Source organism: Caldicellulosiruptor acetigenus (assembly GCF_026914305.1).
Taxonomy (GTDB): Bacteria; Bacillota; Thermoanaerobacteria; order Caldicellulosiruptorales; family Caldicellulosiruptoraceae; genus Caldicellulosiruptor; species Caldicellulosiruptor acetigenus.
In genome coordinates this window covers 2,150,969-2,175,343 of record NZ_CP113866.1, presented here as the reverse complement: position 1 = coordinate 2,175,343, position 24,375 = coordinate 2,150,969, and the positions used below count along the sequence as shown (strand labels likewise).

21 protein-coding genes and 1 pseudogene are annotated in these 24,375 nt (G+C 35.5%); 8 read left to right on the top strand and 14 right to left on the bottom strand.

The features are described from left to right. Window positions 1–12: 12 nt before the first annotated feature. The 3 genes from OTK01_RS10695 to OTK01_RS10685 are packed head-to-tail and all read right to left on the bottom strand — an operon-like array spanning window position 13 to window position 2,393. On the bottom strand, window positions 13–801 hold the full coding sequence (locus OTK01_RS10695) for a type III pantothenate kinase (protein WP_029228616.1): 789 nt from the start codon (window positions 799–801) through the stop codon (window positions 13–15). 24 nt (window positions 802–825) lie between these two features. After that, window positions 826–1,146, bottom strand: a complete 321-nt coding sequence (locus OTK01_RS10690; protein WP_013431937.1) for a heavy metal-binding domain-containing protein — start codon at window positions 1,144–1,146, stop codon at window positions 826–828. Between the two features lie 11 nt (window positions 1,147–1,157). Beyond that, window positions 1,158–2,393, bottom strand: a complete 1,236-nt coding sequence (locus OTK01_RS10685; RefSeq protein ID WP_029228617.1) for an LL-diaminopimelate aminotransferase — start codon at window positions 2,391–2,393, stop codon at window positions 1,158–1,160. A gap of 329 nt (window positions 2,394–2,722) precedes the next feature. On the opposite strand from OTK01_RS10685, the gene OTK01_RS10680 reads away from it, so the two are divergent. After that, window positions 2,723–3,397 carry a 4Fe-4S binding protein gene (locus OTK01_RS10680; RefSeq protein WP_029228618.1) on the top strand — a complete coding sequence of 225 codons (675 nt, stop codon included), beginning with the start codon at window positions 2,723–2,725 and terminating at the stop codon, window positions 3,395–3,397. Window positions 3,398–3,613: 216 nt separating this feature from the next. Next, complete coding sequence (locus OTK01_RS10675; protein ID WP_029228619.1) at window positions 3,614–5,701, top strand: ribonucleoside triphosphate reductase; 2,088 nt, start codon at window positions 3,614–3,616, stop codon at window positions 5,699–5,701. Between the two features lie 231 nt (window positions 5,702–5,932). Here OTK01_RS10675 and OTK01_RS10670 read toward each other — a convergent pair whose 3' ends face one another. Next, on the bottom strand, window positions 5,933–7,663 hold the full coding sequence (locus tag OTK01_RS10670; RefSeq protein WP_029228620.1) for an IS1634 family transposase: 1,731 nt from the start codon (window positions 7,661–7,663) through the stop codon (window positions 5,933–5,935). 314 nt (window positions 7,664–7,977) lie between these two features. Between OTK01_RS10670 and OTK01_RS10665 the strand changes: the two genes are divergently transcribed. Together OTK01_RS10665 and OTK01_RS10660 are read left to right on the top strand one after the other, a co-directional pair. Further along, window positions 7,978–8,862 carry a hypothetical protein gene (locus tag OTK01_RS10665; RefSeq protein ID WP_029228621.1) on the top strand — a complete coding sequence of 295 codons (885 nt, stop codon included), beginning with the start codon at window positions 7,978–7,980 and terminating at the stop codon, window positions 8,860–8,862. 14 nt (window positions 8,863–8,876) lie between these two features. Continuing rightward, a complete protein-coding gene (locus tag OTK01_RS10660; RefSeq protein WP_029228622.1) occupies window positions 8,877–10,109 on the top strand; it encodes a WG repeat-containing protein in 1,233 nt (410 codons plus the stop codon). Between the two features lie 181 nt (window positions 10,110–10,290). Here OTK01_RS10660 and OTK01_RS10655 read toward each other — a convergent pair. The 4 genes and pseudogenes from OTK01_RS10655 to OTK01_RS10640 all read right to left on the bottom strand — a co-directional run bounded on the left by OTK01_RS10655 (window position 10,291) and on the right by OTK01_RS10640 (window position 11,553). Continuing rightward, a pseudogene (locus OTK01_RS10655) lies at window positions 10,291–10,677 on the bottom strand (ISL3 family transposase). Continuing rightward, the gene (locus OTK01_RS10650) at window positions 10,661–10,735 is read right to left on the bottom strand and encodes a hypothetical protein (RefSeq protein WP_232841693.1); all 75 of its coding nucleotides are present in this window, start codon (window positions 10,733–10,735) and stop codon (window positions 10,661–10,663) included. The pseudogene OTK01_RS10655 and the gene OTK01_RS10650 overlap by 17 nt, the downstream one beginning before the upstream one ends. A 281-nt stretch (window positions 10,736–11,016) precedes the next feature. Continuing rightward, a complete protein-coding gene (locus OTK01_RS10645) occupies window positions 11,017–11,319 on the bottom strand; it encodes a hypothetical protein (RefSeq protein WP_029228624.1) in 303 nt (100 codons plus the stop codon). Between the two features lie 39 nt (window positions 11,320–11,358). Next, window positions 11,359–11,553 carry a hypothetical protein gene (locus tag OTK01_RS10640; protein WP_029228625.1) on the bottom strand — a complete coding sequence of 65 codons (195 nt, stop codon included), beginning with the start codon at window positions 11,551–11,553 and terminating at the stop codon, window positions 11,359–11,361. Between the two features lie 398 nt (window positions 11,554–11,951). Here OTK01_RS10640 and OTK01_RS10635 point away from each other — a divergent pair, with 398 nt between their 5' ends. Beyond that, window positions 11,952–12,902 carry an ROK family protein gene (locus OTK01_RS10635; protein ID WP_029228626.1) on the top strand — a complete coding sequence of 317 codons (951 nt, stop codon included), beginning with the start codon at window positions 11,952–11,954 and terminating at the stop codon, window positions 12,900–12,902. A gap of 26 nt (window positions 12,903–12,928) precedes the next feature. Beyond that, entirely contained in the window at window positions 12,929–13,573 is a 645-nt protein-coding gene (locus tag OTK01_RS10630) for an SGNH/GDSL hydrolase family protein (RefSeq protein ID WP_013433239.1), read from the top strand. A 71-nt stretch (window positions 13,574–13,644) separates the two neighbouring features. Here the strand turns inward: OTK01_RS10630 and OTK01_RS10625 are convergent, their stop codons facing one another. The 6 genes from OTK01_RS10625 to glgB all read right to left on the bottom strand — a co-directional run bounded on the left by OTK01_RS10625 (window position 13,645) and on the right by glgB (window position 22,743). Then, window positions 13,645–14,364 (bottom strand): hypothetical protein, encoded by a 720-nt coding sequence (locus OTK01_RS10625; RefSeq protein ID WP_029228627.1) that lies wholly within the window; start codon window positions 14,362–14,364, stop codon window positions 13,645–13,647. A 148-nt stretch (window positions 14,365–14,512) separates the two neighbouring features. After that, window positions 14,513–16,975 carry a glycogen/starch/alpha-glucan phosphorylase gene (locus OTK01_RS10620; protein WP_029228628.1) on the bottom strand — a complete coding sequence of 821 codons (2,463 nt, stop codon included), beginning with the start codon at window positions 16,973–16,975 and terminating at the stop codon, window positions 14,513–14,515. Window positions 16,976–17,001: 26 nt separating this feature from the next. Then, window positions 17,002–18,438, bottom strand: coding sequence for a glycogen synthase GlgA (glgA, locus tag OTK01_RS10615; protein WP_029228629.1), 1,437 nt, complete (start codon window positions 18,436–18,438; stop codon window positions 17,002–17,004). Continuing rightward, a complete protein-coding gene (glgD, locus tag OTK01_RS10610) occupies window positions 18,435–19,577 on the bottom strand; it encodes a glucose-1-phosphate adenylyltransferase subunit GlgD (RefSeq protein WP_029228630.1) in 1,143 nt (380 codons plus the stop codon). Before glgD ends, glgA begins: the two co-directional genes overlap by 4 nt. 21 nt (window positions 19,578–19,598) lie before the next feature. Continuing rightward, on the bottom strand, window positions 19,599–20,777 hold the full coding sequence (locus OTK01_RS10605; RefSeq protein WP_029228631.1) for a glucose-1-phosphate adenylyltransferase: 1,179 nt from the start codon (window positions 20,775–20,777) through the stop codon (window positions 19,599–19,601). Window positions 20,778–20,790: 13 nt separating this feature from the next. Beyond that, window positions 20,791–22,743, bottom strand: coding sequence for a 1,4-alpha-glucan branching protein GlgB (glgB, locus tag OTK01_RS10600; protein WP_029228632.1), 1,953 nt, complete (start codon window positions 22,741–22,743; stop codon window positions 20,791–20,793). A 307-nt stretch (window positions 22,744–23,050) separates the two neighbouring features. Here glgB and radC point away from each other — a divergent pair, with 307 nt between their 5' ends. Together radC and OTK01_RS10590 are read left to right on the top strand one after the other, a co-directional pair. Further along, window positions 23,051–23,749, top strand: coding sequence for a RadC family protein (gene radC / locus OTK01_RS10595; protein ID WP_029672136.1), 699 nt, complete (start codon window positions 23,051–23,053; stop codon window positions 23,747–23,749). Between the two features lie 59 nt (window positions 23,750–23,808). After that, the gene (locus OTK01_RS10590; protein WP_029228634.1) at window positions 23,809–24,324 is read left to right on the top strand and encodes an HD-GYP domain-containing protein; all 516 of its coding nucleotides are present in this window, start codon (window positions 23,809–23,811) and stop codon (window positions 24,322–24,324) included. Window positions 24,325–24,375: the final 51 nt, after the last annotated feature.

Below are 24,375 nucleotides of genomic sequence, written 5' to 3'. Positions count from 1 at the left end.
TTTTAGCATTTCTTAAACTGACATCTGTTTGTTTTTATAGTATATTATCCTGAGGCCTTCTAATGTCAAGGTAGGATTTACAATCTGAATTGTTTTTGACTCTTCAGCAATAAGCCTTGCAAGACCACCTGTTGCAATAACCTTTGCGTTTGCTTCATCCATCTCTTCTTTTATCCTGTTTACCATGTAGTCAACAAGACCAACATAACCATAGAGGATACCTGACTGCATAGCATGTACTGTGTTTTTGCCAATTACACTTGGCGGTTTTTGAAGTTCTATTCTGTGAAGCCTGCTTGCATTCGAGAAAAGTGCCTCTGCTGAGATTTTAATACCTGGTGCGATTGCACCACCTAAATATTCTGATTTTCTTGAAAGTGCACAGAAGGTTGTTGCCGTTCCGAAATCAATTATTACTGCAGGGCCTCCATAAAGTTCGTTTACTGCAACAGCATTGACAATTCTATCTGAGCCAACTTCTTTCGGGTTTTCAGTTTTGATGTTCAGTCCCGTCTTGATGCCTGGACCCACCACCATAGGGTTTATACCAAAATACTTTTGTATTGCCCTTTCGAACGAATACATTATTGGTGGTACCACAGATGAGATGATAACATCCATTATTTCAGCTGGATTTATACCACTGTAGGAGAGCATCTGTGTCATAAGTATTCCAAACTCATCTGCAGCCTTCTCTTTGTCAGTCTTCATCCTGTAACTTGCCATCAAATCTTTCCCTTTGTAAACACCGAACACAATATTAGTATTGCCAATATCAACCACTAAAAGTTTATCTTTCATTTTTTCTCTCACCTATTAAAGAGTTTATTCAACTACAACAGCAGTTCCTGTAACAGAAACCATGAGCATACTTCCATTTGCACCCAAAACCTCATAATCAATATCAATCCCAACAACTGCATTTGCACCAAGCATTGCAGCCCTATTTTGAAGTTCTTGCAGAGCTTCTTCTCTTGCCCTTATAAGCTCATTTTCATATGTTCCAGACCTTCCACCAAATATGTCTGTGATTGATGCAAAAAAGTCTTTTACCAGGTTAACGCCAACAATTACTTCACTGCTCACAATTCCTTTGTATTCCACAATTTTTTTGCCCTCAATAGAGGGAGTTGTTGTAACAATCATCAGAAAACCTCCTAAAATTCAAATTCCACATCAGAAAGTCTTCTCTTGAGCTCTTCCATAACTCTTATTTCGTCCTCAGGTGTCTTTGCTTCAAATGTGACAGAGAACCTCACAAAATGCCCTGCGTCGTCCCACGGAACTGTTGAGATGCACTTTTCTGTGATTAAGTATTCTGAAAACTCTTCAGCTGTCTCAAACCTTCGACCGTTTTTAATTCCCTTTGGAATCTCAACGTACAAGTAGAAAGAACCCTTTGGCTTTTGAGCATCAAAACCGAGATCTCTTAATGTTTTCACAAGAAGGTCATGACGGCGCGAATATTTTTCATTGATTTTCTCAGTGATCTCAGGATGCTCCAGTGCATAAATCCCTGCTTTTTGTATAGCCTTGAACTGACCAGAGTCGTTATTATCCTTGACAGCTGCAAATGCCTTTACAACAAGCTCATTTCCTGCAACAAATGCAAGTCGCCAACCGGTCATGTTGTACGCTTTAGAGAGAGAATGAATCTCAACACCAACCTCTTTTGCTCCTTCAACTGACAAGAAGGATAGTGGCTTGTAACCGTCAAACACCAAAGCTGCATATGCTGCATCGTGCACAACTATGATGTTGTTTTCCATTGCGAATTTTACGACCTCTTCAAAAAACTCTTTTGTTGCAACGGCACCACATGGATTGTTAGGATAGTTCAAATACATAAGTTTTGCCCTTTTTCTTATATCAGCTGGGATTGACGACAAATCTGGCAGGAAATTATTCTCTTTCAAAAGCGGGACGTTGTACACCTCACCGCCAAGCCACTTTGTTATTGTTCCCAAAACAGGGTAGCCTGGCACAGTCATTATTGTCACATCACCAAGGTTTATAAATGCATAGGGCAAAAGTGCTAAGGCTGACTTTGAACCAATCGCATGGTTTACCTCTGTTTCAGGGTTAATTCCTTTGACGCCGTACACTCTTTCTAAGTATTTGGCAGCTGCCACTTTAAATTCATAAATTCCATTGTCGGCATATCCTCTGTTTTCATCTTTTCCTGCCTCATAGGCAAGTGTTCCAATTATACCCATGTCAGCTTTTTCATCAGGTTCACCAACGCCCATATCAATGAGTTCCATGTCAGGGTGAAGCTCTTTTGCTTTTGCCTTTGCCCTTTTAATCTTTTCAAACTTGTAAAGTACAGTTTCTTTACCAAATTTGCTTCCGCCAATTCTCTCTGCAAACATGTTCTGAATAAAGCTTTCCACCCAAAATCCCTCCTTCAAAATTTGGTATAGCATTGTTTTATGGTATTTTTGATATGGTTATTCAAATTTTTTATTGCTGATCCAAGTCAATAAGGTCAAAAATAGATTTAGTGATATTTTAACATAAAACATCAGATTTATGAAAGGGTAATTTAGTTTCGAAATTTACAGCAAAACTAAACTGATTGTGCAATTTAGAAAATTTATTTTTCACATTTATTAGCAAATTTCATAAAGGCTTTCTAATTGACATACAATACCTACCCATGGTATAAAAAATACCTGGATTGCATATGATACAAAAGAAAAAGGTAAAGGGGGTATCTGACATGGAAGTTCTGGAAAGAAAAAATGAAAAAAGATTGAAAATGGACAAAAGTCACATTGCAAAGATATTTTTGACTTTTGCATTTTTTGGAGTTTTAATAGGCGGACTTTTTTATCCAAAAATAGGCTTGTTTGCATTTGTATGCATGATAGGTAGCGTTTTGCTAAGCTTTTACAAAGGAAGGTACTGGTGTTACAGGTTTTGTCCAAGAGGAGCGTTTTTAGATGAGTTTATTGCAAGGGCGAGCTTTAATAAAAGTATTCCTGCAGTTTTAAAATCAAGGTTTGCAAAAGCATTTATGCTTACATTTTTTATTGTGATGATGAGTGCAAATGCTATTTTGAGCGGGGGAGATTTAGAGAGGTTCGGAAAAGGTGTTGTGATGCTTTTATGGGTTACAACTTTGGTTTCAGCTATTTTGGGAATTTTATTTAGAGCAAGAACATGGTGTGTTATATGTCCGATGGGGACAGTCAGCGGAGTTGTAGGCAAAAAAAGAGGGACGCTCAAGATACATACTCAAAAATGTATAAGCTGCAAGCTTTGCAACAAAAATTGTCCGATGGAAGTTGAAGTTTGCAATTTTAAAGAAAATGGGAACATTGAAAGTGTAAATTGTATAAAATGCGAAAGCTGTAAAGTAGCATGTCCTAAAAACGCAATTGAAATGGCTTGAGTAAAAGGCGGGCAGCTTTTTTATAAGATGCCCGCCTTTTGTTTTTTAAAAAATTTTTTGTTCCCTCTTGCTTTGGAAATAAGGTTGGAATATAATATATTGTGCTGGATGAAAAATAACGACACAATATATAGTGGTTATTGATTCATTAAAAGACTTTTATGCTTTTAGAAACTTTTAAATTTTGAAAAAGCAAGTGAAGGGAGAAAGATAGTGATGATTACAAAGGTAATGAAAAGGGATGGGACAATAGTTGACTTTGACAGAAAGAAAATCGAAAATGCTATATTTAAAGCTGCAAAGGCTGTTGGTGGTTCTGACTATTCAATTGCTGAAAAGCTTACTGACCAGGTCATAGAGCTTTTGGAAAAGAAGTTTGGCTATTCAATTCCACATGTTGAAGACATTCAGGACATAGTAGAAAAGGTTTTGATAGAAAACGGTCATGCAAAGACAGCAAAGGCTTATATTCTCTACAGAAAACAGCACCAAGACATGAGAGAGTTCAAAAACCTGTTTTTGGACATTGAAAACACAGTTGACCAGTACATTGGAAAGATGGACTGGAGAGTCAATGAAAACAGTAACATGAGCTATTCTCTCCAGGGGCTGAACAACCACATATCAACAGCAGTTATTTCAAAGTACTGGCTAAACAAGATATACCCAAAAGAGGTTGCAGAGGCGCATATAAACGGTGATTTTCATCTTCATGATTTGGGTGTGCTTGGAGTATACTGCTGTGGCTGGGATTTGAGAGACCTTCTTTTAAACGGTTTTACTGGGGTTGAAGGAAAGGTTGCGTCAAAGCCGGCAAAACATTTTAGAAGTGCTCTTGGTCAGATTGTAAACTTCTTCTATACACTTCAAGGTGAGGCGGCGGGTGCACAGGCATTTTCAAACTTTGACACATACCTTGCACCTTTTATATACTACGACAAGCTCACATACTCTGATGTAAAGCAAGCTCTGCAGGAGTTTGTGTTCAATACAAACGTGCCAACAAGGGTGGGTTTCCAAAGCCCGTTTACAAATATAACCTTGGACTTAGTACCTCCTTCCACCTTGAAAGATGAGCCAGTTATTATTGGCGGGCAGATTATGGACAGGACCTATAAAGAGTTTCAGCGCGAAATGGATATGTTCAACATGGCATTTGCAGAGGTTATGATGGAAGGAGATGCAAAGGGAAGAATATTCTCATTCCCAATACCCACATACAACATTACAAAGGATTTCGACTGGGACAGCCCGGTTGTAAACAAGATAATGGAGATGACAGCAAAGTATGGCCTTCCTTACTTCAGTAATTTTATAAACTCTGATATGAAACCAGAAGATGCAAGGTCGATGTGCTGTCGCTTGAGACTTGACAATCGGGAGCTCAGAAAACGTGGCGGAGGTCTATTTGGTGCAAATCCGCTGACTGGTTCAATTGGTGTTGTTACAATTAACTTGCCAAGAATAGGGTACCTGTCAAAGTCCGAAGATGAATATTTTGAAAGATTGGCAAGACTCATGGACATTGCAAAGACAAGCCTTGAGATAAAAAGAGAGGTATTAGAGGACCTTACCGAAAAAGGTTTATATCCATATTCAAGATTTTATCTGCGCGACATCTATGCACGCTATGGTGAGTATTGGAAAAATCACTTCAATACAATTGGAATTGTTGGAATGCACGAAAGCCTGTTGAATTTCATGGGCGTTGGCATTGATACAAAAGAGGGAAGAGAGTTTGCTATAAAAGTGCTTGACTTCATGAGAGAAAGAATTAGAAAGTACCAGGAAGAGACAGGAATTCTTTACAATCTTGAAGCAACACCTGCAGAAGGAACATCATACAGGCTTGCAAGAAAAGACAAGCAAATGTTCCCGGACATAATTACATCAGGCAAAGACGAGCCATTTTACACAAACTCAACCCAGCTTCCTGTGGACTACACAGATGATATATTCACAGCTTTGGACCATCAAGAAGAGCTTCAGATTCGCTACACAGGCGGAACTGTTCTGCACGGCTTTGTTGGTGAGAAGATTGACGATATTGAGGTTTGCAAGGAGATAGTCAAAAAGATTGCATACAACTATAGAATTCCATACTACACAATAACGCCAACATTCTCTGTATGCCCGGACCATGGATATGTTGCAGGTGAACACTTTAGCTGTCCAACCTGCGGCAAAGAATGTGAGGTTTACAGCAGAGTGGTTGGATACTACAGGCCTGTCCAATGCTGGAATAAGGGTAAGCAGGAAGAGTTTAAGTTTAGGAAAGAGTATAAGATTGCTGTGAGAAGGTAAAGGTTTTTGTTATTAGTTTAATTTAAGAAAGGAACTGTCTTTTTTAACAGTGAAGACAGTTCCTTTCTTGTTTATTATATTACAAAATTAAATTGTACGTGCAATTTAAAGAAATATTGACAATTTTATTTTTGTAGATTAGAACCTGACTTTTGCAGATAGTTAAAATAAAAATAGCCTGCAATCCCTTGAGAATAAAGGATTGTAGGCCATTTAAGTTTTAGCAAAAAATCATAGTGAAAAATCACCTTTTTTTGTCTCACCCAAAACTTTTTTTATTTCCTTCAGTCTCAAAAATTTTTTACTGAAATCTATGTTTAAGTTCTTTCCAATCTCCTCAAGTACTTCATCAAAAAAATCAAATACGTAATAGTTTTCTTTAATATGGCTACATGATGCTTTTCTTAAACTCTCAAGTATCTCTGTCACACAGTATTTCCCTTGCAACCTATATTCTAATATCTTCGCAATTACTAAGGATATAAAACAGGTCAAAAAGTGAGCATTTATATGTTCCTCTAATGATAAATAAACAGGTCTACTTTCTATGTCGCTCTTTGTTATCTTGAATGCTTCTTCTATCTTCCAAAGCCCTTTGTATATGTTTATTATCTTCTCCGGTGACTCTTTATACTCGCTTGTAACAATAGCATAGTATCCGTCAAATTTTTCCTCTTCTTTCAGTTTCTCTTCATCCAAAGATAATTTCCTCTGAACACTTTCCAATATCTCACCTGTAGTGGGGTCAAATGCAAGATTCTTTACATACTTGGCTGCCCCATACGCTGTGGCTTTGTTGTATTTCCCCGGATTTTTAATCAAATCCATCGCTTTTACCAATGCTGCTTCTCTTTCTTGTTTCTCTTTCGCTGCATATTCCGGACTGTAAAAAACTACTTGAAGTTCATCGACTGTCTTCTTTATCTTCTTCCCACTTGCCGTTGTTATCTGTATCTCCCTTGGATAAAGTCTTGACTTTATTTTAAAACCTTCACCTTTTTCAATATATCCACTCTGGTCAAGCACATACTTCTGAAAATCTTTGTCCGCACCCCTGATAGAGTAACTTAGTATATATCCATTTTTAGCAGATAAAATATACCAAATATTGTCCCCTGTTGTTAGTCCCTTGTCTGCTACTACAATTATTCTACCCAAAGAATATTCTTTTTGAATTGTTCGCAAGGCTGGAATTAAAGTTGTCTTATCAGGCGCATTTCCTGGAAAGAGCTTGTATGTAATAGGTATGCCATTTGTATCCATAAATAACCCCATCTGTACAATAGGATCTGGACGATGTTCTTTTGACACACCTTTTCTTCTTAAGTCATCTTGCTTGTCAATCTCAAAGTAATAATTTGTAACATCATAGTAAACAAGCTCTGTATTACGGTTATAAAGCTTCTTTATATGTTCATGAATCCAAAGCAAAAGTGCCTCGCAGTGCTTATTAAATAGGGATAAACTTCGATATACATCGTCTAATGAAAAGTCAAACTTTTCAAAGAAAATATCTTTATTTTCAAAAGTTTTCTTTTTCGATGCAGGAAAGAGCAAACGAGAGTATACCAAAAGTTTTAAAATGCTATTAGCATCGTATTCTTCTTTTGAGTACCGCTGTTTATTTTTTATGAACTTATCTATCTGTAGCTCATGATAGATTTTACTTAAAGCCGCATAGCCAAAGTTTTTTCGAGCACTATAATTTAAAGGCATAGTTTCATTTAAAGAAATTTTGAGATTGATGGTAGAGTTTTCTTTATTCATTTCTTCGTTCATTTTACGAACTTCTTCGGTGAAAAAAGCGATGGGGTCATCGTATTGTTTTAGAAGTTCGTCAAGATAACCTAAGGAGCGGACAGTAGCTGTTCGAGATTGTTTAGTTTCTTTGTCATAGTAACTATTTACGATTGAAAGATAAGTTCTACCAGTTTTACGGTTTGTACTTTTTTTAAGATACAATTTAGCTACCTCAGAATTAATAGTTTAAAAGTATTATACCACATTTCGCCAGAAAACGCCATAAAAATTTGCTAAAAAATTAAAAATTTTTTAACTTTCTATCTCAGCAAAATCAAGCTTTTTAGATTGTGATAGTTATTTTTTAGCTGCAAAACTCTGGAGAAATATTGACAATTTTATTTTTGTAGATTAGAATAAAACTAAAGGTTAAAAAATAGAGGTGGTTTTTAAATGAGCTAAAATTAACGCAAATTTGATGGCCTGTATGTATTAAATTGTTAATATCTAAAAATACATGAAAAGGAGAGAAAATAATGTTGAGAAAGATAATGGTATCAATAATCCTAATCCTTTTAATTTTAATTTCTCAATCATATACTTATGCAAACAATGATCTGACATTAAGAGATTTAGGTATCGCAGATAGAGATATAAAAAATATGAGTGATGAAAAAAAGAATTTTTATAGCAATCTAAAAATTCTAAATATCAAAGAAGAAACAAAGTATTTTCAAATAGAGGTAAAGAAAAGTAACTGTGGAAGCAAAGAAATAAAAAATAAGAGTCAGAATAATAATGAGTATGAAACAAAGATTATTGAAATTACAAAATCTGATTTTGAAAAACAAGTTTTTCAATTGAATAAAAAAGTAGATTTTGATACTAATGCAAGTAGTACTGATAGTATCAATTTGTCATGGGTTAAGATGACAACAAAAATTGCACTAATTGAGGGTGATGAATATGTTGTAACAAATGACATATCATATTTTGAGTCAAACGGTTTTTTACAACCTGTAAACACTCATATTATAGGAATAGGAGTAGGTGCGAATTATTCTGTAATTAAAGATAGTGAGTATTTAAGGCACGAATATACATTATACTCATCTAATTTAGGTATCTATGAACCTGGGCAGTATGATTATTACTGGTCAGCATATGAGAAAAGTGCACAAGGATACGCATTTGTTATCCAAACGTATGAAACACAAATTAATAATAGAGCTTTTATGGCCTTGAGAATTAAAGCAAATGTATCAAACACAACTGTAGTTGATGCATATGGACATTATGCAAAATATACAAGAAGTGTAACACCAAGCATTTCATTTAGTATAAATGGTGCTTCCATAGATATAACACCAACTACTAATCTAATAAAAGCACCTAACACACATGTACAGCTTTATAGATAATGGAGTGAGTTTGCATGAAAAGAAGAAAAATCCGATTTTGCAACAAATATATTTTAATAACATTATTAGCAGCATTATTCTTAATTTTTATATTATTCTTATTTAGCATATTTTCATTTGCTTTTAAAAACAGTCCTTTGTTTATTGAACTAAATGAAAGATATGTTGTTGATGATTTGTCATACTTTTCTGAAGGTAAAGTGGCAGTAAAATTAAATGGTAAGTATGGCTATATTGATAAAAAAGGAAATAAGGTTACAAATTTTATATTTGACAGTGCTCTTCCTTTTGATAAAGGTTTTGCTAATATATGCAAGAAAGGAAAATGGGGATATATAGATACAAAAGGGCATGAGATAATTCCTTGTGTTTTTGATAGTTTTGGAGTAAAGTTTGCAGAAGGATTTCTTTTGAAGAAAAGAAATAAATGGTATTATGTAGAACCTGAAAAAGGAAAAATTAGCACATTTAAATATCAATATGATTTAATAAGCAGTATGAGCGAGGGATTATCCGCTGTTAAAAAAGGTCCAAGATGGGGGTATATAAATTCTAAAGGAGATATTGTAATCCCTCTTAGGTTTGAAGTGGCAGGGAGTTTTTCTGAAGGTATTGCACCTGTAAAAGTAAATGGAAAGTGGACTTATATTGATACAAAAGGGAATTTTATCACTGATTTATTTTTTGATGGCGTGAGTTCTTTTTATAAGGGAAGAGGACTGGTAATTAAAGAAGACAAATTTGGTGTTATTGATAAAAGTGGCAAAATAGTTATTAGTCCAAGTTATTCATGGTTAGGATTTTTCGTAAATGGACTTTCACCAGCAACTTTTGGTGGAAAGGTTGGAGTTGTAAATATTAACGGAGAATATATTGTGGAGTTTAAGTATGATTCTATAGGATATTTCTTTGACGGTTTAGCAGTTGCTAAAAAAGGGGATAAGTTTGGATATTTAGATACAAAGGGTAAAGAGGTTATACCGTTTGAATATGATTATGCAACTGACTTTATTGACGGTTTGGCTATTGTTCAAAAAGGAGATTATTCTATGGTAATAGATAAGATGAACAGGGTAAAGGCGAAGCTTAAAAGGCCAAACTTCTTTTCGAAAATTTCAGAAGGTATTGTAATGGTAGAAGATGATAAAGGTTTAAAAGGATTTTTCATCTTTAATTTAAGCAAAACAGATATGGTTAGTACAACCACAGGAAGATTACGTTTTAAAAATCTCAAATTGTTTCAATAAATATGTGAATGAAAAGGCTCTTTGTCAAGAGTTGGGGTGGGTATTCTGAATGCCCACCTTTTTAGTTTTATCAAGTATACATTTAATATCATATATACCTCTTATAGGGAAATGATTTTAAAAACTCAACTTCACCTTTCCCCACCTCTGCGGCGGGTTTTAAATATTCACTTCCCAATCCTTAACTACCACAACTGTATAAAATCCTCTTTCTAAATCTTTCAAAGTTCCTGTATCCAAAGCTATTTCTGTTTAACACCTTTATCTTGTTGTTAAAACCTTCTGCTCAAGCTATTTGTATACGGAACATCAAAAGATTCACTATTCTAGCGAAACCCAGTTCCTGAAAACCTTTTATACATCTATGAAATTCAGAGAGTCTACTTCTTTCTGCTGCCTCTATCCACTTTTTTAATTCAACCCTCACTTCTGCTGAATTGCTACTTTTCAAAACTTTCCTGAATTCTTCCTTAAGCCTATGCGCCTTCCTTAAATCCTGACTATACCAAAACATTACTTCTAATTCTTCTTTCTGCTCTGTTGTAAGTTCTTCATAGGACTTTAACAACAATCTCCTGCTCCATCATTGGTATGTCTTTTACTCTTTGGGTGCGATAATCGTGAATCTTGCTTGTAATATTACCACATCTAGGGCATTTATGAGGCTTTTGACCTGACTTATGTGCAGTTCTACTTCCCTTTCGTTTTCAATTATCAGGTAGAAGAATAATATCTTTTGATTTCAAAAGTTCAGCGATATAATTATAATCAAGCACTTACTCTGGATGCCTCCTTTCTTTTGTGTATTTTTTTATCCATAAAAACAATCTTATTATAACAGGCATTCAGAATAAGTACTATATTCTTTTCCTATTTATCCACCCCAATATTTATTATAGAGCCTATTTTATTTAGACATAACATCATATGTAACAGGTGTAGTATGATAACCAATGTCATAGATGAAAAAAAGATAATTTTCTACTTCTTTTATCTTTTCTATTTTTTCAACTTCTTTTCTTTGGTTTTGATAATTTACAGCAATATTTACATCCTTATTGCCATCTGTTTTTATAACCCCTCCTACAACAGTTGCGATTCGTAGAATACCATTTTTAACATCACTGTAGTTGGTATATACAATTACTTTATTTGAAATTATAGGCAGAACAATTTTAGAGACTTTATATGAACCGTTACTTTGTTTCATTATATTTACAAATCCTACATAATCTGTATTGCCTTTTTCCTATTTGAACAAGAATATCTTCCATTGATTTTGATTGATATTAAAGATTATATTCTCATCTTTAATTCCGTTTTTTAACATGACTCCGCTTATAGTATAGTTTGTATACCACAAAGAAAATACAGCAAAAGATATAATTGTAATTATAAAAATAATCAAGATATTAATGTGAGATTTCTTTGCAAATAAATTCATACTAAATTCCACTTTTTGAATATCATTCTAATTAATAAAGTAAGTTAGGGTAAGCAATGAATGGAGGAGGTGTTGAAAGTGTAGTTATGAATTATTAATTGAAGTTTTAGACATTATAAAATACACCTTCTTATTAAGTTCTATTTTTACTTGTTTTTTATGATAATACATTAATTTTGATGTCTTGTAAATTGTCATTATGCCTAATTATTATTTAATTATTTAGCTGTATACAACAAAAAGTGTAAAAAATTTTAAATCCTAATTTCCAAAATAATTTTACTGCAAATATCCTATACAAAACATCTAAAAATAGAAACACAAAAAGCTATTTTACTTAACCTCTTTTTGTTGATATAATAAAATCAAAATCTTAAGGATTGGAAAGGAGAGAGAAGGTGTATTACATAGGAATTGACTTGGGAGGAACAAACATTGCAGCTGGAATTGTTGATGAAGAAGGGAAGATTATAAAAAAAGGTTCTGTGCCAACAGGTGCACACAGGCACTACACAGAGATTATGAAAGATATGGCAGAGCTTAGCCTCAATCTTGTAAAAGAATGCGGACTTTCTTTAGACCACATTCACTCAGTTGGTATAGGAAGCCCCGGTACGCCTGACAATGAAAAGGGCATGATTCTTTACAGCAACAATATTGCGTTTTTGAACGTGCCTATGAGAGAAGAGATTCAAAAATATATTCCAAAGCCTGTAAACATAGAAAACGATGCAAACTGTGCAGCATATGGTGAGTATATAGCAGGCGGTGCAAAGGGTACAAGGATTTCGGTAACAATAACTCTTGGCACGGGAATTGGCGGTGGAATTATAATTGATGGCAAAATATACACCGGGGCACATCATGCAGGTGCTGAGCTTGGGCATATGGTGATTTGTGTTGATGGTGAGCAGTGCACATGTGGCCGAAAAGGGTGCTGGGAAGCGTATGCGTCAGCAACAGCTCTTATTCGCATGACAAGAGAGGCTGCTGCAAGAAATATAAACGGCACGATTATGAAACTTGTAAATGGCGACATTTCTAAGATTGATGCTAAGACTGCCTTTGATGCAAAGCGAATGGGAGACAGCGAAGGTGCAGCAATTGTTGATAAGTATGTAAAATATTTAGCAGAAGGGCTTGTAAATGTTTGCAATATATTCGAACCAGAAGTAATTTGCATTGGCGGGGGAGTCAGCAAAGAAGGGGAATACCTGCTTGGACCGGTAAGAGAGCTTGTTTATGAAAAGTTCTATTGCAAACAAATATCACCACCTAAAATAATTCCTGCTGTCTTAGGTAATGATGCAGGTATAATTGGTGCTGCACTTTTGGCAAAGCAGATTTAAAAATTACAAAAGAAGGTGAGTTTTTAATGTTGATTGAAAAAGGCTCAAAGCTTCTTTTTATTGGTGATTCTATCACAGACTGTGGAAGAGCAAGACCAGTTGGTGAAGGGCTACATTGGAATAATTTGGGGAATGGGTATGTTTCTCTTGTACAAGCTCAGCTTCTTTCAAAGTATCCTGAGAGCAAAATAAGAGTTATAAACATGGGTGTTGGTGGAGATACTGTAAGGCATCTCAAATCCCGCTGGCAGACAGATGTTTTGGATTTAAAGCCTGACTGGCTTTCTATCATGATAGGTATAAATGATGTTTGGAGACAGTTTGACAATCCACTTATTCCTGAGTGCCATGTGTATTTGGATGAGTACAAGTCTACCTTGGATGAGCTTATAAATCTTACAAAGCCAGACTTAAAAGGACTTGTTCTGATGTCGCCATTTATAATTGATGATAACAAAAATGATGCTATGAGGAAAAAGATGGATGAGTACAGATTTGCAATGAAAGAAATAGCTCAAAAACATAACGCTATTTTTGTAGATGTGCAAGAGGAGTTTGACAGGTTCTTAAAACATTATCATTCATATGCACTTGCGCTTGACAGAATCCATCCAAATTTAACAGGCCATATGATTATAGCCAACGCGTTTTTGAGAGCAATAGAATTTTAAACTAAAAAGGCAGGCTTTTTGGATTTCATCCTGATTTTCAGCCTGCCTTTTATAATTTAATTTTCTTTTTATCAATTTTGTGGTTTATAGCCTGGGTGATAATCTAAATTTTCTGAAGTTATCTTCCACTCGCCATTTTCTTTTGCTAAATTGTAATAATAGCGAATAACAGCATCTCTATTAATTAAAAAAGTTTTTTTGGGTAATTTTTTAATTTGTTCTTCTATTTCTTTCTTTTTCTTAATAATATCCTCTTCTTTACCAGATGTTATTTTATAAATATCAATATTGTTTATTTTATTCAACTCTGCAGGAGGAATTTTAGACTCATCTAAACCTGATAACACGGCTTTGTTTTCTTCATATACATCAACTACAACCATTGCAGTGTCTCCATTAATTTTTATTTCTAAAAATTTTATATCATTTATTTTATCTTCTGCTGTTCTAATACTTGATGAGGGATATGCTTCAGCAAGCACAGCGTTTCGGTAAACTTCTAATCTGTTTGCAAGCCATCCAGATTTGCTGCTAAAATATTTTTTGCATTCATCAGTAACTTCCTTAATCTTTTTTTCTATTACCTCAGCAGGAATTTTTATTTCTGGTGACTTTGTATATTCAGAAGGAAAAACAAGTTTTTCCCAAATCTTCAAAGCACCTATTACTGTTTTCTTTATTTCTTGTTCATTGGTTATATCTTGATTACTTTTGACCCCGATGCTTATTAATATTGCGCCAAACAAAACTAAAATAGAGATAATTGAAACCAAAACTTTCTTTTTATACATTTTTATCCCTCCATTTCATTTTCTTATTTTTAGATATAAGCCCTTGATTTGATTCTGCTGCCGTTATCTTACGTAACTTCAGCCTCCGATAACAGGTATGTTATACCATTTGTATATATCAGAACAATTAGAGAAACTAAAATAAGACCTAATTCGGGATTTCAACCCTTTTTATATGCCAAATTTCATCGGCATACTTTTGAATGGTATTGTCACTTGAAAAAATTCCAGATGCTCCTATGTTGATTATCATCATTTTTCGCCAGCGTTTGGTGTCTCGGTAGAGCTTATCAATTTTCATTTGAGCTTCGTGGTAAGAATCAAAATCTTTCAGCACAAAGTATTCATCGTTGTATGTTATCAAGTGATTGTAAATATCCATAAACTCACCAGGTGGCACATCAAAAAAGTTTCCGATTAACTGGTCAATGAGCCTTCTGATTCTCAAATCTTTCTGGTAAAGCTGACTGCTACTGTACCCGCCATTTTTGTAGTAGTCCAAGACCTCTTCAGCTAAAAGGCCAAAAATGACTATGTTCTCATCACCCACCGCCTCTTTTATCTCCACATTTGCACCATCTAAGGTTCCAATGGTAATTGCACCATTCATCATAAACTTCATGTTCCCTGTGCCAGATGCTTCTTTTGAGGCTGTTGAGATTTGCTCTGACACATCAGCTGCAGGGATAATCTTTTCTGCCAAAGACACACAGTAGTTTTCCAGAAACACCACTTTGAGCTTGTCTTTCACATCTGGGTCTTTGTTGACTTTCTCGGCAATTGAATTTATGAGCTTTATAATCTTTTTTGCAAGTATATAACCTGGTGCTGCCTTTGCTGCAAAGATAAAGGTTCGTGGATATATATCCAAGCTGGGATTTTCTTTTAGCATATTGTAAAGATGCAGTATATGAAGAGCGTTCAAAAGCTGGCGTTTGTATGCATGAAGCCTTTTTGCCTGCACATCAAATATAGAGCGCGGGTCAACCACAATGTTGTACTTATCTTTTATATACTTTGCAAGTTTGACCTTGTTATTAAATTTAATATTCGCAACAAGCTCCTGTGTGAGCTTATCTTCTGCAAAATCTTTGAATTTGAGCATGAGCATAGGCTCTTTTATCCACCTGTCTGTTTGCAAAGTTTCGGAGATGAGCCTTGCCAAATCCGGGTTTGCTTCAACAAGCCATCTTCTGTGGGTAATACCATTTGTTTTGCTGTTAAACTTTTCAGGATAGATGGTGTAAAAACATTTTAACACTTCATTTTTTAAAGTCTCTGTGTGAAGTTTTGAAACCCCATTTACAGAGCTGCTACCAATAACAGCCAAGTGCGCCATATTTATTTGGCCGTCATGGATGATAGCCATATTGCAAACTTTTTGCCAGTCCCCGCCAGTGCGTTCGAGCATCTCGCTGCAGAATCTTCTATTTATCTCTTCGATTATTGTATATATCCTTGGAAGAAGAGTTTTTACCATATCAATTGGCCACTTTTCAAGCGCCTCAACCATAATAGTATGATTTGTGTAGGCAACGGTTTTTGTTGTGATATCCCACGCCTCTTCCCACGGAAGTCCTTCTTCGTCAATCAGTATTCTCATAAGTTCTGGTATAACAAGTGCTGGGTGTGTGTCGTTGATTTGGATCATTACATAGTTTGGAAGCTCATAAATTGGTTTTCCACGTTTTTTAAATGTCCTTATAATACTCTGAACACCGGCTGATACAAAAAAGTATTCTTGTTTGAGCCTTAAAATCCTATTTTGCTCGTTTGTGTCGTCTGGATACAAAACTTGGGTGATGGACTGCACCATATACCTGTATTCCACGGCTTTAATATAGTCACCTCTTGAAAACGAAGCAAAATCAAATACATTTTCGAACGGCTCTGCACTCCAAAGCCTTAAGGTATTTACAGTATTGCAGCCATATCCAATTATAGGAATATCATAAGGTATTGCCCAAACGGGTTCGTAGTTTTCATGAAAAGCTTTCAGTTTTCCATCAACAATGTCAAAGCGCACTGTTCCACCAAACTTTACAACGCAGGCTCTGTCGCTTCTTTTTACCTCCCACACATACTCTTCAGAAAGCCAGTTGTCGGGCACTTCAACCTGATACCCGTTTTGAATTTTTTGTTCAAAAAGCCCGTATCGATATCTTATCCCGTTTCCATGACCAGGAAGACCCATTGAAGCCATTGAGTCCAAGAAACATGCGGCAAGCCTTCCTAAGCCTCCATTTCCAAGGCCCGGTTCTCTTTCTGCCTCTTCAATGTCTTCAAGAGTTATGCCAAGTTCGTTTAGAGCTTCTCTGCAGACATCGCGAATTCCCAAATTTATGAGGTTGTTGACAAGAAGTTTGCCAAGCAAAAACTCTATCGAAAAGTAATACACCTGTTTTACATCGTTTTGCTTGTAGTACTTGTTTGTCTGAAGCCATCTCTCAAAAGAGTATTCCTTTATAACCTCCCCAAGAGCAAGGTACTGCTGATAAGTTGTTGCTTCTTTTGGGTCAATTGCAAAGAGGGATATAATCTTTCGCTGAAAATCCTGCTTTATCTTTTCTTTGAGTTCTTCTTTTGAAAGGCCCTTAATTCCGCCTATCATTAAAAAATTTCCTCCCAATAAAATTTTTATGAATTTAAAAGACTTTCATAAACCTTTTGATATTCGTAGGCTGAGGCATTCCACGAATTGTCTCTTGTCATTGCTTGATGAACAATAGTCCTCCACTGAGCCTTGTCGGTATATATGGAAAGTGCGTATTTTATGATAGCAAAAAGTTCTGCCGGTTCATAGTTTGCAAAAGAAAATCCCCAGCCTTCGCCTGTAAACTGATTATATGGTTTTACAGTATCTTTAAGTCCACCTGTCTCTCTGACAATCGGCACACTTCCATACCTCATGGCAATCAGCTGGGATATTCCGCAAGGCTCTGTCAAAGATGGCATAAGATACATGTCAGAGCCGGCATAAATTTTTCGTGCAAGTTCTTCGCTGTAACATATATTTGCCGAAACCTTTGAAGGAAATGCACCTGCATAGTGTTTGAACATTTGCTCATAATGGTAATCACCAGCGCCCAAAATTACAAGTTGGATTGGCAATGTCAAAAGTTTATTTAAAATTCTTTCAATAAGTTCAATTCCTTTTTCTTTTGTAAGGCGCGAAACCATTCCAATTAGCACAATCTCATCAGATACCGGAAGATTCAACATTTGCTGGAGCCTGAATTTGTTTTCCTTCTTTCTCTCTACAAACGTATTTGCATCATAGTTTACAAATATAAATTTGTCTGTTGCAGGGTTATAAACTTCATAGTCAATTCCGTTGACAATACCTGTTAATTTTTCTCCAATCCCAGACAAAAGTCCATGTAGACCTTCGCCGTAAGAAAGTGTTCTGATTTCGTTTGCATATGTTTTGCTTACAGTTACAACCTTATCAGAGTAGATTATGCCTCCTTTTAAGAATGAAATTGCATCATAGAATTTGAGCCTGTTTTCATCAAAGTATTCATCAGGAAGGGAAAGGAGATCATGCATAACTTCTTTTGGGAATATACCCTGATATTTTAAATTGTGTATTGTGAGAACTGTCTTTATTTTTCGATGCTTTTCAGAATGCGTATAATGAGCTTTTAATAACACCGGGATTATGCTTGTGTGCCAATCGTTTACGTGAATGATATCCACGTCAAAGTCAAGATGATATACAGCTTCACATACAGCTCTTGAAAAGAATGAAAATCTTTCTCCATCATCATAGTATCCGTAATATCCAGGTCTTTTGAAATAATATTCATTGTCTATAAAATAGAACGGAACGCCATCCAAGTTTAAATACTCAATGCCACAATACTGGTTTCGCCAGCCAACAGAAACGGTAAAGTGGCACAGATGTTTCATCTTTGTAGAAAAGTCAGGACTAATATCAGCGTATTTGGGCATGATAACTCTTATATCAACACCTAATTTTCTCAATGCTTTTGGCAGAGCGTAGGCAACGTCTGCAAGACCTCCGCTTTTAGCAAAAGGGAATGCTTCAGACACTGCAAACAAGACGTTCATAATCTTTTCACCTCTTTTAACTGGCTTAAATTTATAAAACTTTGCTTTTCCATCACAAGAGGATTTTTGTTATGCCCGATCAATGTGGCATTTTCATCTATTACCACATTTTTGTCTAAAATGACATTTTTCAAAATAGCACCGCTTTTGATCATGCATTTTGAGAATATTATGCTATTTTCAACAATTGCATCTTTTTCTATTACAACTCCTCTTGAGATTATACTATTTTTCACTTTGCCTGCAATAAGGCATCCGTTTGATATAAAGGAATTTTCAACTTCACATGTGGAAAAATACCTTGTGGGTGGTGAGTCGTTTGACTTTGTATAAATGGGTCTTTCCTCTGAAAAAAGTTCACGTTGGATCTCAACATTTAACATGTCCATTGATATTTTAAAATATGAAGAAATAGAATTTATACATCCCACGTATCCTTTGAACTCATAAGCTTTTAAATTAATATTCTGAACATTTTTATAGATAAAATCTCTGAATGTTGTACAGTTACCATTTTCAAGACATGTCAAAATACAGTCAATCAAAAATTCTTTGCTGAGCACAAACATATCCAAAGATATGTTGACAGTTGTGCGTCTTCCTATATTTTTTCCAATTCCCATTACATTTGAATTCTGGTCAAGCATCAGGGTAGGAAGTTCAAGAAAAAGGTCATCTTCATTGGCAATCTTTTTATATACAACTGTCACATCAGCACCACTTTCTTCATGGAATTTAGCCACATCTTCAAAATCTATATTACAAATCATATGGGATAAAGTAAAAATTACCATTTCTTTTCTACTGCGAAGTAAAAATTCCATATTGCTTTTTAGAAGTTTTATATCACTTATGGAAGGCGGTTCATAGGAATAGTTGAAGATGTAAAGACCATCAACCTTGCGGTTCAAATCCCAGGGTTTGCCTGTTCCAACATGGTCTATCAAGGACCTGGACTTAGTTGGAGCCAGAATCCCAACGTTTGTGATTCCTGCATTGACAAGATTTGAAAGCACAAAATCAATAACCCTGTATCTGCCAAATATAGGAATTGAAGCTAACGGTCTTGTTGCAGTAAGGCTTTTGAGTTTACTTTCGTTTTCTGTAAGGCTCACAATACCTAAGTAATTTGTAAGCATTTTAATCTCCTCCAATAAAGATTATTCTGAAATTATGATGTCAGAGGTTACCTTTTTGTTTTCAGGAACAACTGCAATTTTCCCCGGTTTTCCAATAACCTTGCAGCCTTTTGTAACTCTTGCCCCTGAGCACACAATTGCATTTTCGACCATAGCACCATCTTCAATTGAAGCACTACTAAGTAAAACAGAGCTTATAACTTTGGCATTTTTGCCTACATACACGTTGTACGACAAAACTGAATTGTAAACCTCACCCCAGATGCTGCAACCTTCTACCACCATCGACTTTTTGACCTTTGCACAAGGGGCTATGTATTGAGGAGGATATGCGATTGATGAAGTATAAATCTTTGCTTCTTCGTTGTAAAGGTCTAAAGTGCAACTTGGTACGTTTAAATCACACTCTTCATTCAAAAGGTCCATGTTCGCCTCCCAGTAAGACTCAACTGTTCCCACATCCTTCCAGTAGCCCTTAAATCTGTATGCAAATAATTTTTCACCACCTTTTAACATCTTGGGAATTATATTTTTTCCAAAATCGTGTGCTGATTCTTCATCTTTTGCATCTTCTTTCAAGTACTTCTTTAGTTTATCCCAGTTAAATATGTATATCCCCATTGATGCAAGATTGTTTTTTGGATGCTTTGGCTTTTCTTCAAACTCGTATAACCTACCGTCTTCTTTTGTGTTCATGATTCCAAATCTTGAAGCTTCCTCAATTGGGACTTCAATACATGCAATTGTCACGTCAGCCTTTTTTTCCTTGTGGAATTTGAACATCTCTTGATAGTCCATGGTATAGATATGGTCGCCAGACAGTACTAAAAGATACTCTGGTGCGAACAACTCCACAAAGTTCATATTCTGATAAATTGCATCAGCAGTACCTTTGTACCAGTTTCCGCCACTGTCATTTGTGTGAGGTGGCAGGATGTAAACACCGCCTTTTGTGCGGTCCAAATCCCATGCAGTCCCGATTCCAATGTGACAATGTAATTTAAAAGGCTGGTACTGAGTCAAAACTCCAACTACGTCAATTGATGAGTTTGTACAGTTGCTCAAAGTAAAGTCAATTATCCGATACTTTCCCCCAAACTCCACAGCAGGCTTTGCATTTGTTTTGGTAAGCTCTTTAAGCCTACTTCCTTGCCCTCCTGCTAAAATCATTGCTATAATCTCACGCTTGGGACCGTTCATTTTAATCACCACCCTATGTCTGAATATTGTTGTCATTTTGATTCTTTTTTTCTTGAGTATTGAAAAATTCAATTGGTTTGAAAATCAAGCACGAAAGAGCAGGAAGACTAAATTCTATGCACTGGTTATATCCATGCCATACTTCATCAATTGTTTTAAGTTTTTCTGTGTTTACTATATTATTACCACCAAATTCAGCTTTATCACTGTTAAATACTTCCAAATATACACCTTTTCTTGGCACACCTATTTTGTAATTTTCATATGAAGCAAGGCCAAAGTTACAAATAACAACAAGAAAATCATCAGGGTCTTTTGAAAATCTCAGGTATGATATGACACTCTGTTGCCAGTTGTGAACATCTATCCATCTAAAACCATCCATTTTATGGTCAAGCTCCCACAGAGCTTTGTTTTCTAAATAGAACCTATTTAAACTTTTAACATAGTGCTGAAGCATGCGGTGCATGGGGTAGTCCAAAAGTAGCCAGTCAAGTGATGCATAAAATCTCCATTCAATGAACTGACCAAACTCACCACCCATGAAAAGGAGCTTTTTGCCCGGATGTGTGTACATATAGCCATAAAGAAGTCTTAAGTTTGCAAATTTCTGGTTGTAATCACCTGGCATTTTTTCAAGCAAAGATTTTTTTCCATGAACAACCTCGTCGTGTGAAAACGGCAGAATAAAGTTTTCAGAAAATGCGTACATTATGGAAAATGTCAAAAGATTGTGATGATGTTTTCTCTCGTTGGGATGTTTTTGCATGTACTTTAAGGTGTCGTTCATCCATCCCATGTTCCATTTGTAGTTAAAACCAAGCCCTCCATCGTATGTTGGATATGTGACCAAAGGAAATGCAGTTGACTCTTCGGCAATCATCAGGACATTTGGATATTTTGAGAATATTGCCTTGTTGAGCTTTTTTATAAATTCAATTCCTTCTATGTTTTCATGCCCGCCATATCTATTTTTCTGGTTGTTGTTCATGTAGATGATGTGAGAAACAGCATCTACCCTTATTCCGTCAATGTGATATACATCAAACCAAAACATTGCACTTGAAATTAAGAAGCTCTGAACCTGTGGCTTTGAAAAGTCAAATGTGGCAGTACCCCACGTGTAGTTTTCTCTCAAAAGCTCATCTTCATATTCATATAAAAACGTTCCGTCAAACCTATAAAGTCCATGCTCATCTTTGCAAAAATGAGCTGGTACCCAGTCAACTATTACTCCAATTCCATTTTGGTGCATAATATCTACAAAATACATAAAATCCTCAATACTACCGTAGCGTGATGTGAGAGAAAAGTAACCTGTTGGCTGGTAACCCCAGGACATGTCCAGTGGATGTTCCAAAACTGGCAGAAGTTCTATGTGTGTGTAGTTCATTTCTTTTATGTAATCTACAAGCATATATGCAAGTTCACGGTAGTTGTAAAACTCACCAGCCTTCTCTATGCTTCCATCCTTTTTCATCTTCCATGATGCAAGATGGACTTCATAGATATTGATGGGTTTGTCATATGGTGGAGTTGTTTTTCTTTTTTCCATCCACTCCTGGTCATGCCACTCATAGTCCGGGATGTTTTTGACAATTGATGCTGTGTTGGGACGAAGTTCAGAAAGAATTGCATACGGGTCAGCTTTTAAAACCCTTTTTCCATCAGCACCAATAATCTCGTATTTGTAAAGTTCTCCTTCGCCAATGCCTTCTACAAACAGCCACCAAAATCCACTGCCATAAACTCTCATCATCTTGTGATTTTCGCCGCACCAATTATTAAAATCTCCAACAACAGAAACGCTTTTAGCATTTGGTGCCCACACACAGAAAACTGTTCCAACTTTGCCTCTATAGTTTACTACCCTGCTTCCCAAGAACTTGTAACTTTCGAAATGCTCACCTGATTCAAATTTTTTTATGTCAGATAGGTAAATAGTAGATTTTACTTTTTTTATCATACGCTATCCCTCCATTAGAGCTTAGATATAGAAAAGATAAATACTCACAAAATTTTGACAAGATTTAATACAAAATTCAGTAGACAAATTTATTAAAACAGAGGCTGATAAATTATATAAAACAAACAAAATACAGATTTAATTATAACATTACTGTAAAATTAGAACAACAAAAAATTTTTTCTTAAAATACTTAATACCCAAAATAAACAGGTTTTTATTCTTTAGTCAGCTCAAAAATGATATAATTAAGGTAAAGACGTTAATGAAAAGATTTAAAAGAAAAAGTTATTTCAGGGGAGAGTGTATGGGTTTGTCTCACAACCTGCATGAAGGGCACAGAGAAAGGCTCAAAAAAAGGTTTGTGGAACAAGGACTTGATGGTTTTGAAGACCATCAAGTGTTAGAACTTCTTTTATTTTTCAGCATTCCGAGGAAAGACACAAATGAAATAGCACACAGGTTAATTTCAACTTTTGGAAGTATCTCAAATGTATTTGAAGCTCATCCAAAAGATCTTCAAAAGGTAAAAGGCGTCGGAGAAAATTCTGCTATTTTGATATCTCTTATTTCTCAAATATCAAGAAGATATCTTGCTGATAAAAATAGAAAAACCTTTCAGCTGAGGAATGTGGAAGTAGCAGCAGAGTACATAAAGAGTTTGTTTGTTGGCAGGAAAAATGAGGTGTTTTACGTTATTTGCCTTGATACCCAGTTAAATGTGATATATTCTGTGCCACTTTTTGAGGGTACAGTTAAAGAAGCAGTGGTATATCCACGAAAAGTTGTTGAGTGTGTTATTCGTTACAATGCAAGCAGTGTAATTTTGGCTCACAATCATCCAGGGGGGTCGGTAAGACCTTCAATGGATGACATTAAGACAACACAGAAGATTGTCAATGCTTTATCGACAATAGGTGTTGCTGTAAATGACCATTTTATAGTGGCAAAAGATGAGTACTACAGCTTTGCACAAAATGGGATGCTGCCCCAGCCGCAACTGTAAAAAAGGACTTAGAAAAAATATTTTTTAATATCTTAATATGATATGTGGGGTGTTTTTTAATGGATCAAAATGTAATGTGGGCGTTTTTCTCTCTTCCTCCGAGTATCATGAAACATTCAGTAAATGTGGCCAAGTTATGCCAAAAGTTTGCACGGCCTTTTAATCTTGATGAAAAACTTCTTTTCACTTGTGGTTTGTTTCACGATATTGGGAAACTTTATATTGATGAGAGAATCCTTAACAAAAGAAGTTGCTTAACCAAAACTGAATTTGAAATTATGAAGCAACATACTCTATATGGGTATAATTTATTAAAAGAATCAAATGTTAATGAATTAGTATGTTTATCAGCTTTATATCATCATGAGAGATTAAACGGAACAGGATATTGGAAGAAGAAAAAAGAAGAACTGCCAATAGTTGCACAGATAGTTGCTGTGGTGGATGTCTTTGAAGCAAGTACGAGCTACAGACCTTATCGTTTTCCAAAGAGTAAAAAAGCAGCTTTGAAAATTCTAAAAGACCCTGAACTGTTTAACAAGGACATTGTTAGCGTGCTTGAAAGTATAGTATAATTTCTAAAAACGGGTAAAGTATAAAAGTGTACCGTGGTACAAAACGTTTAC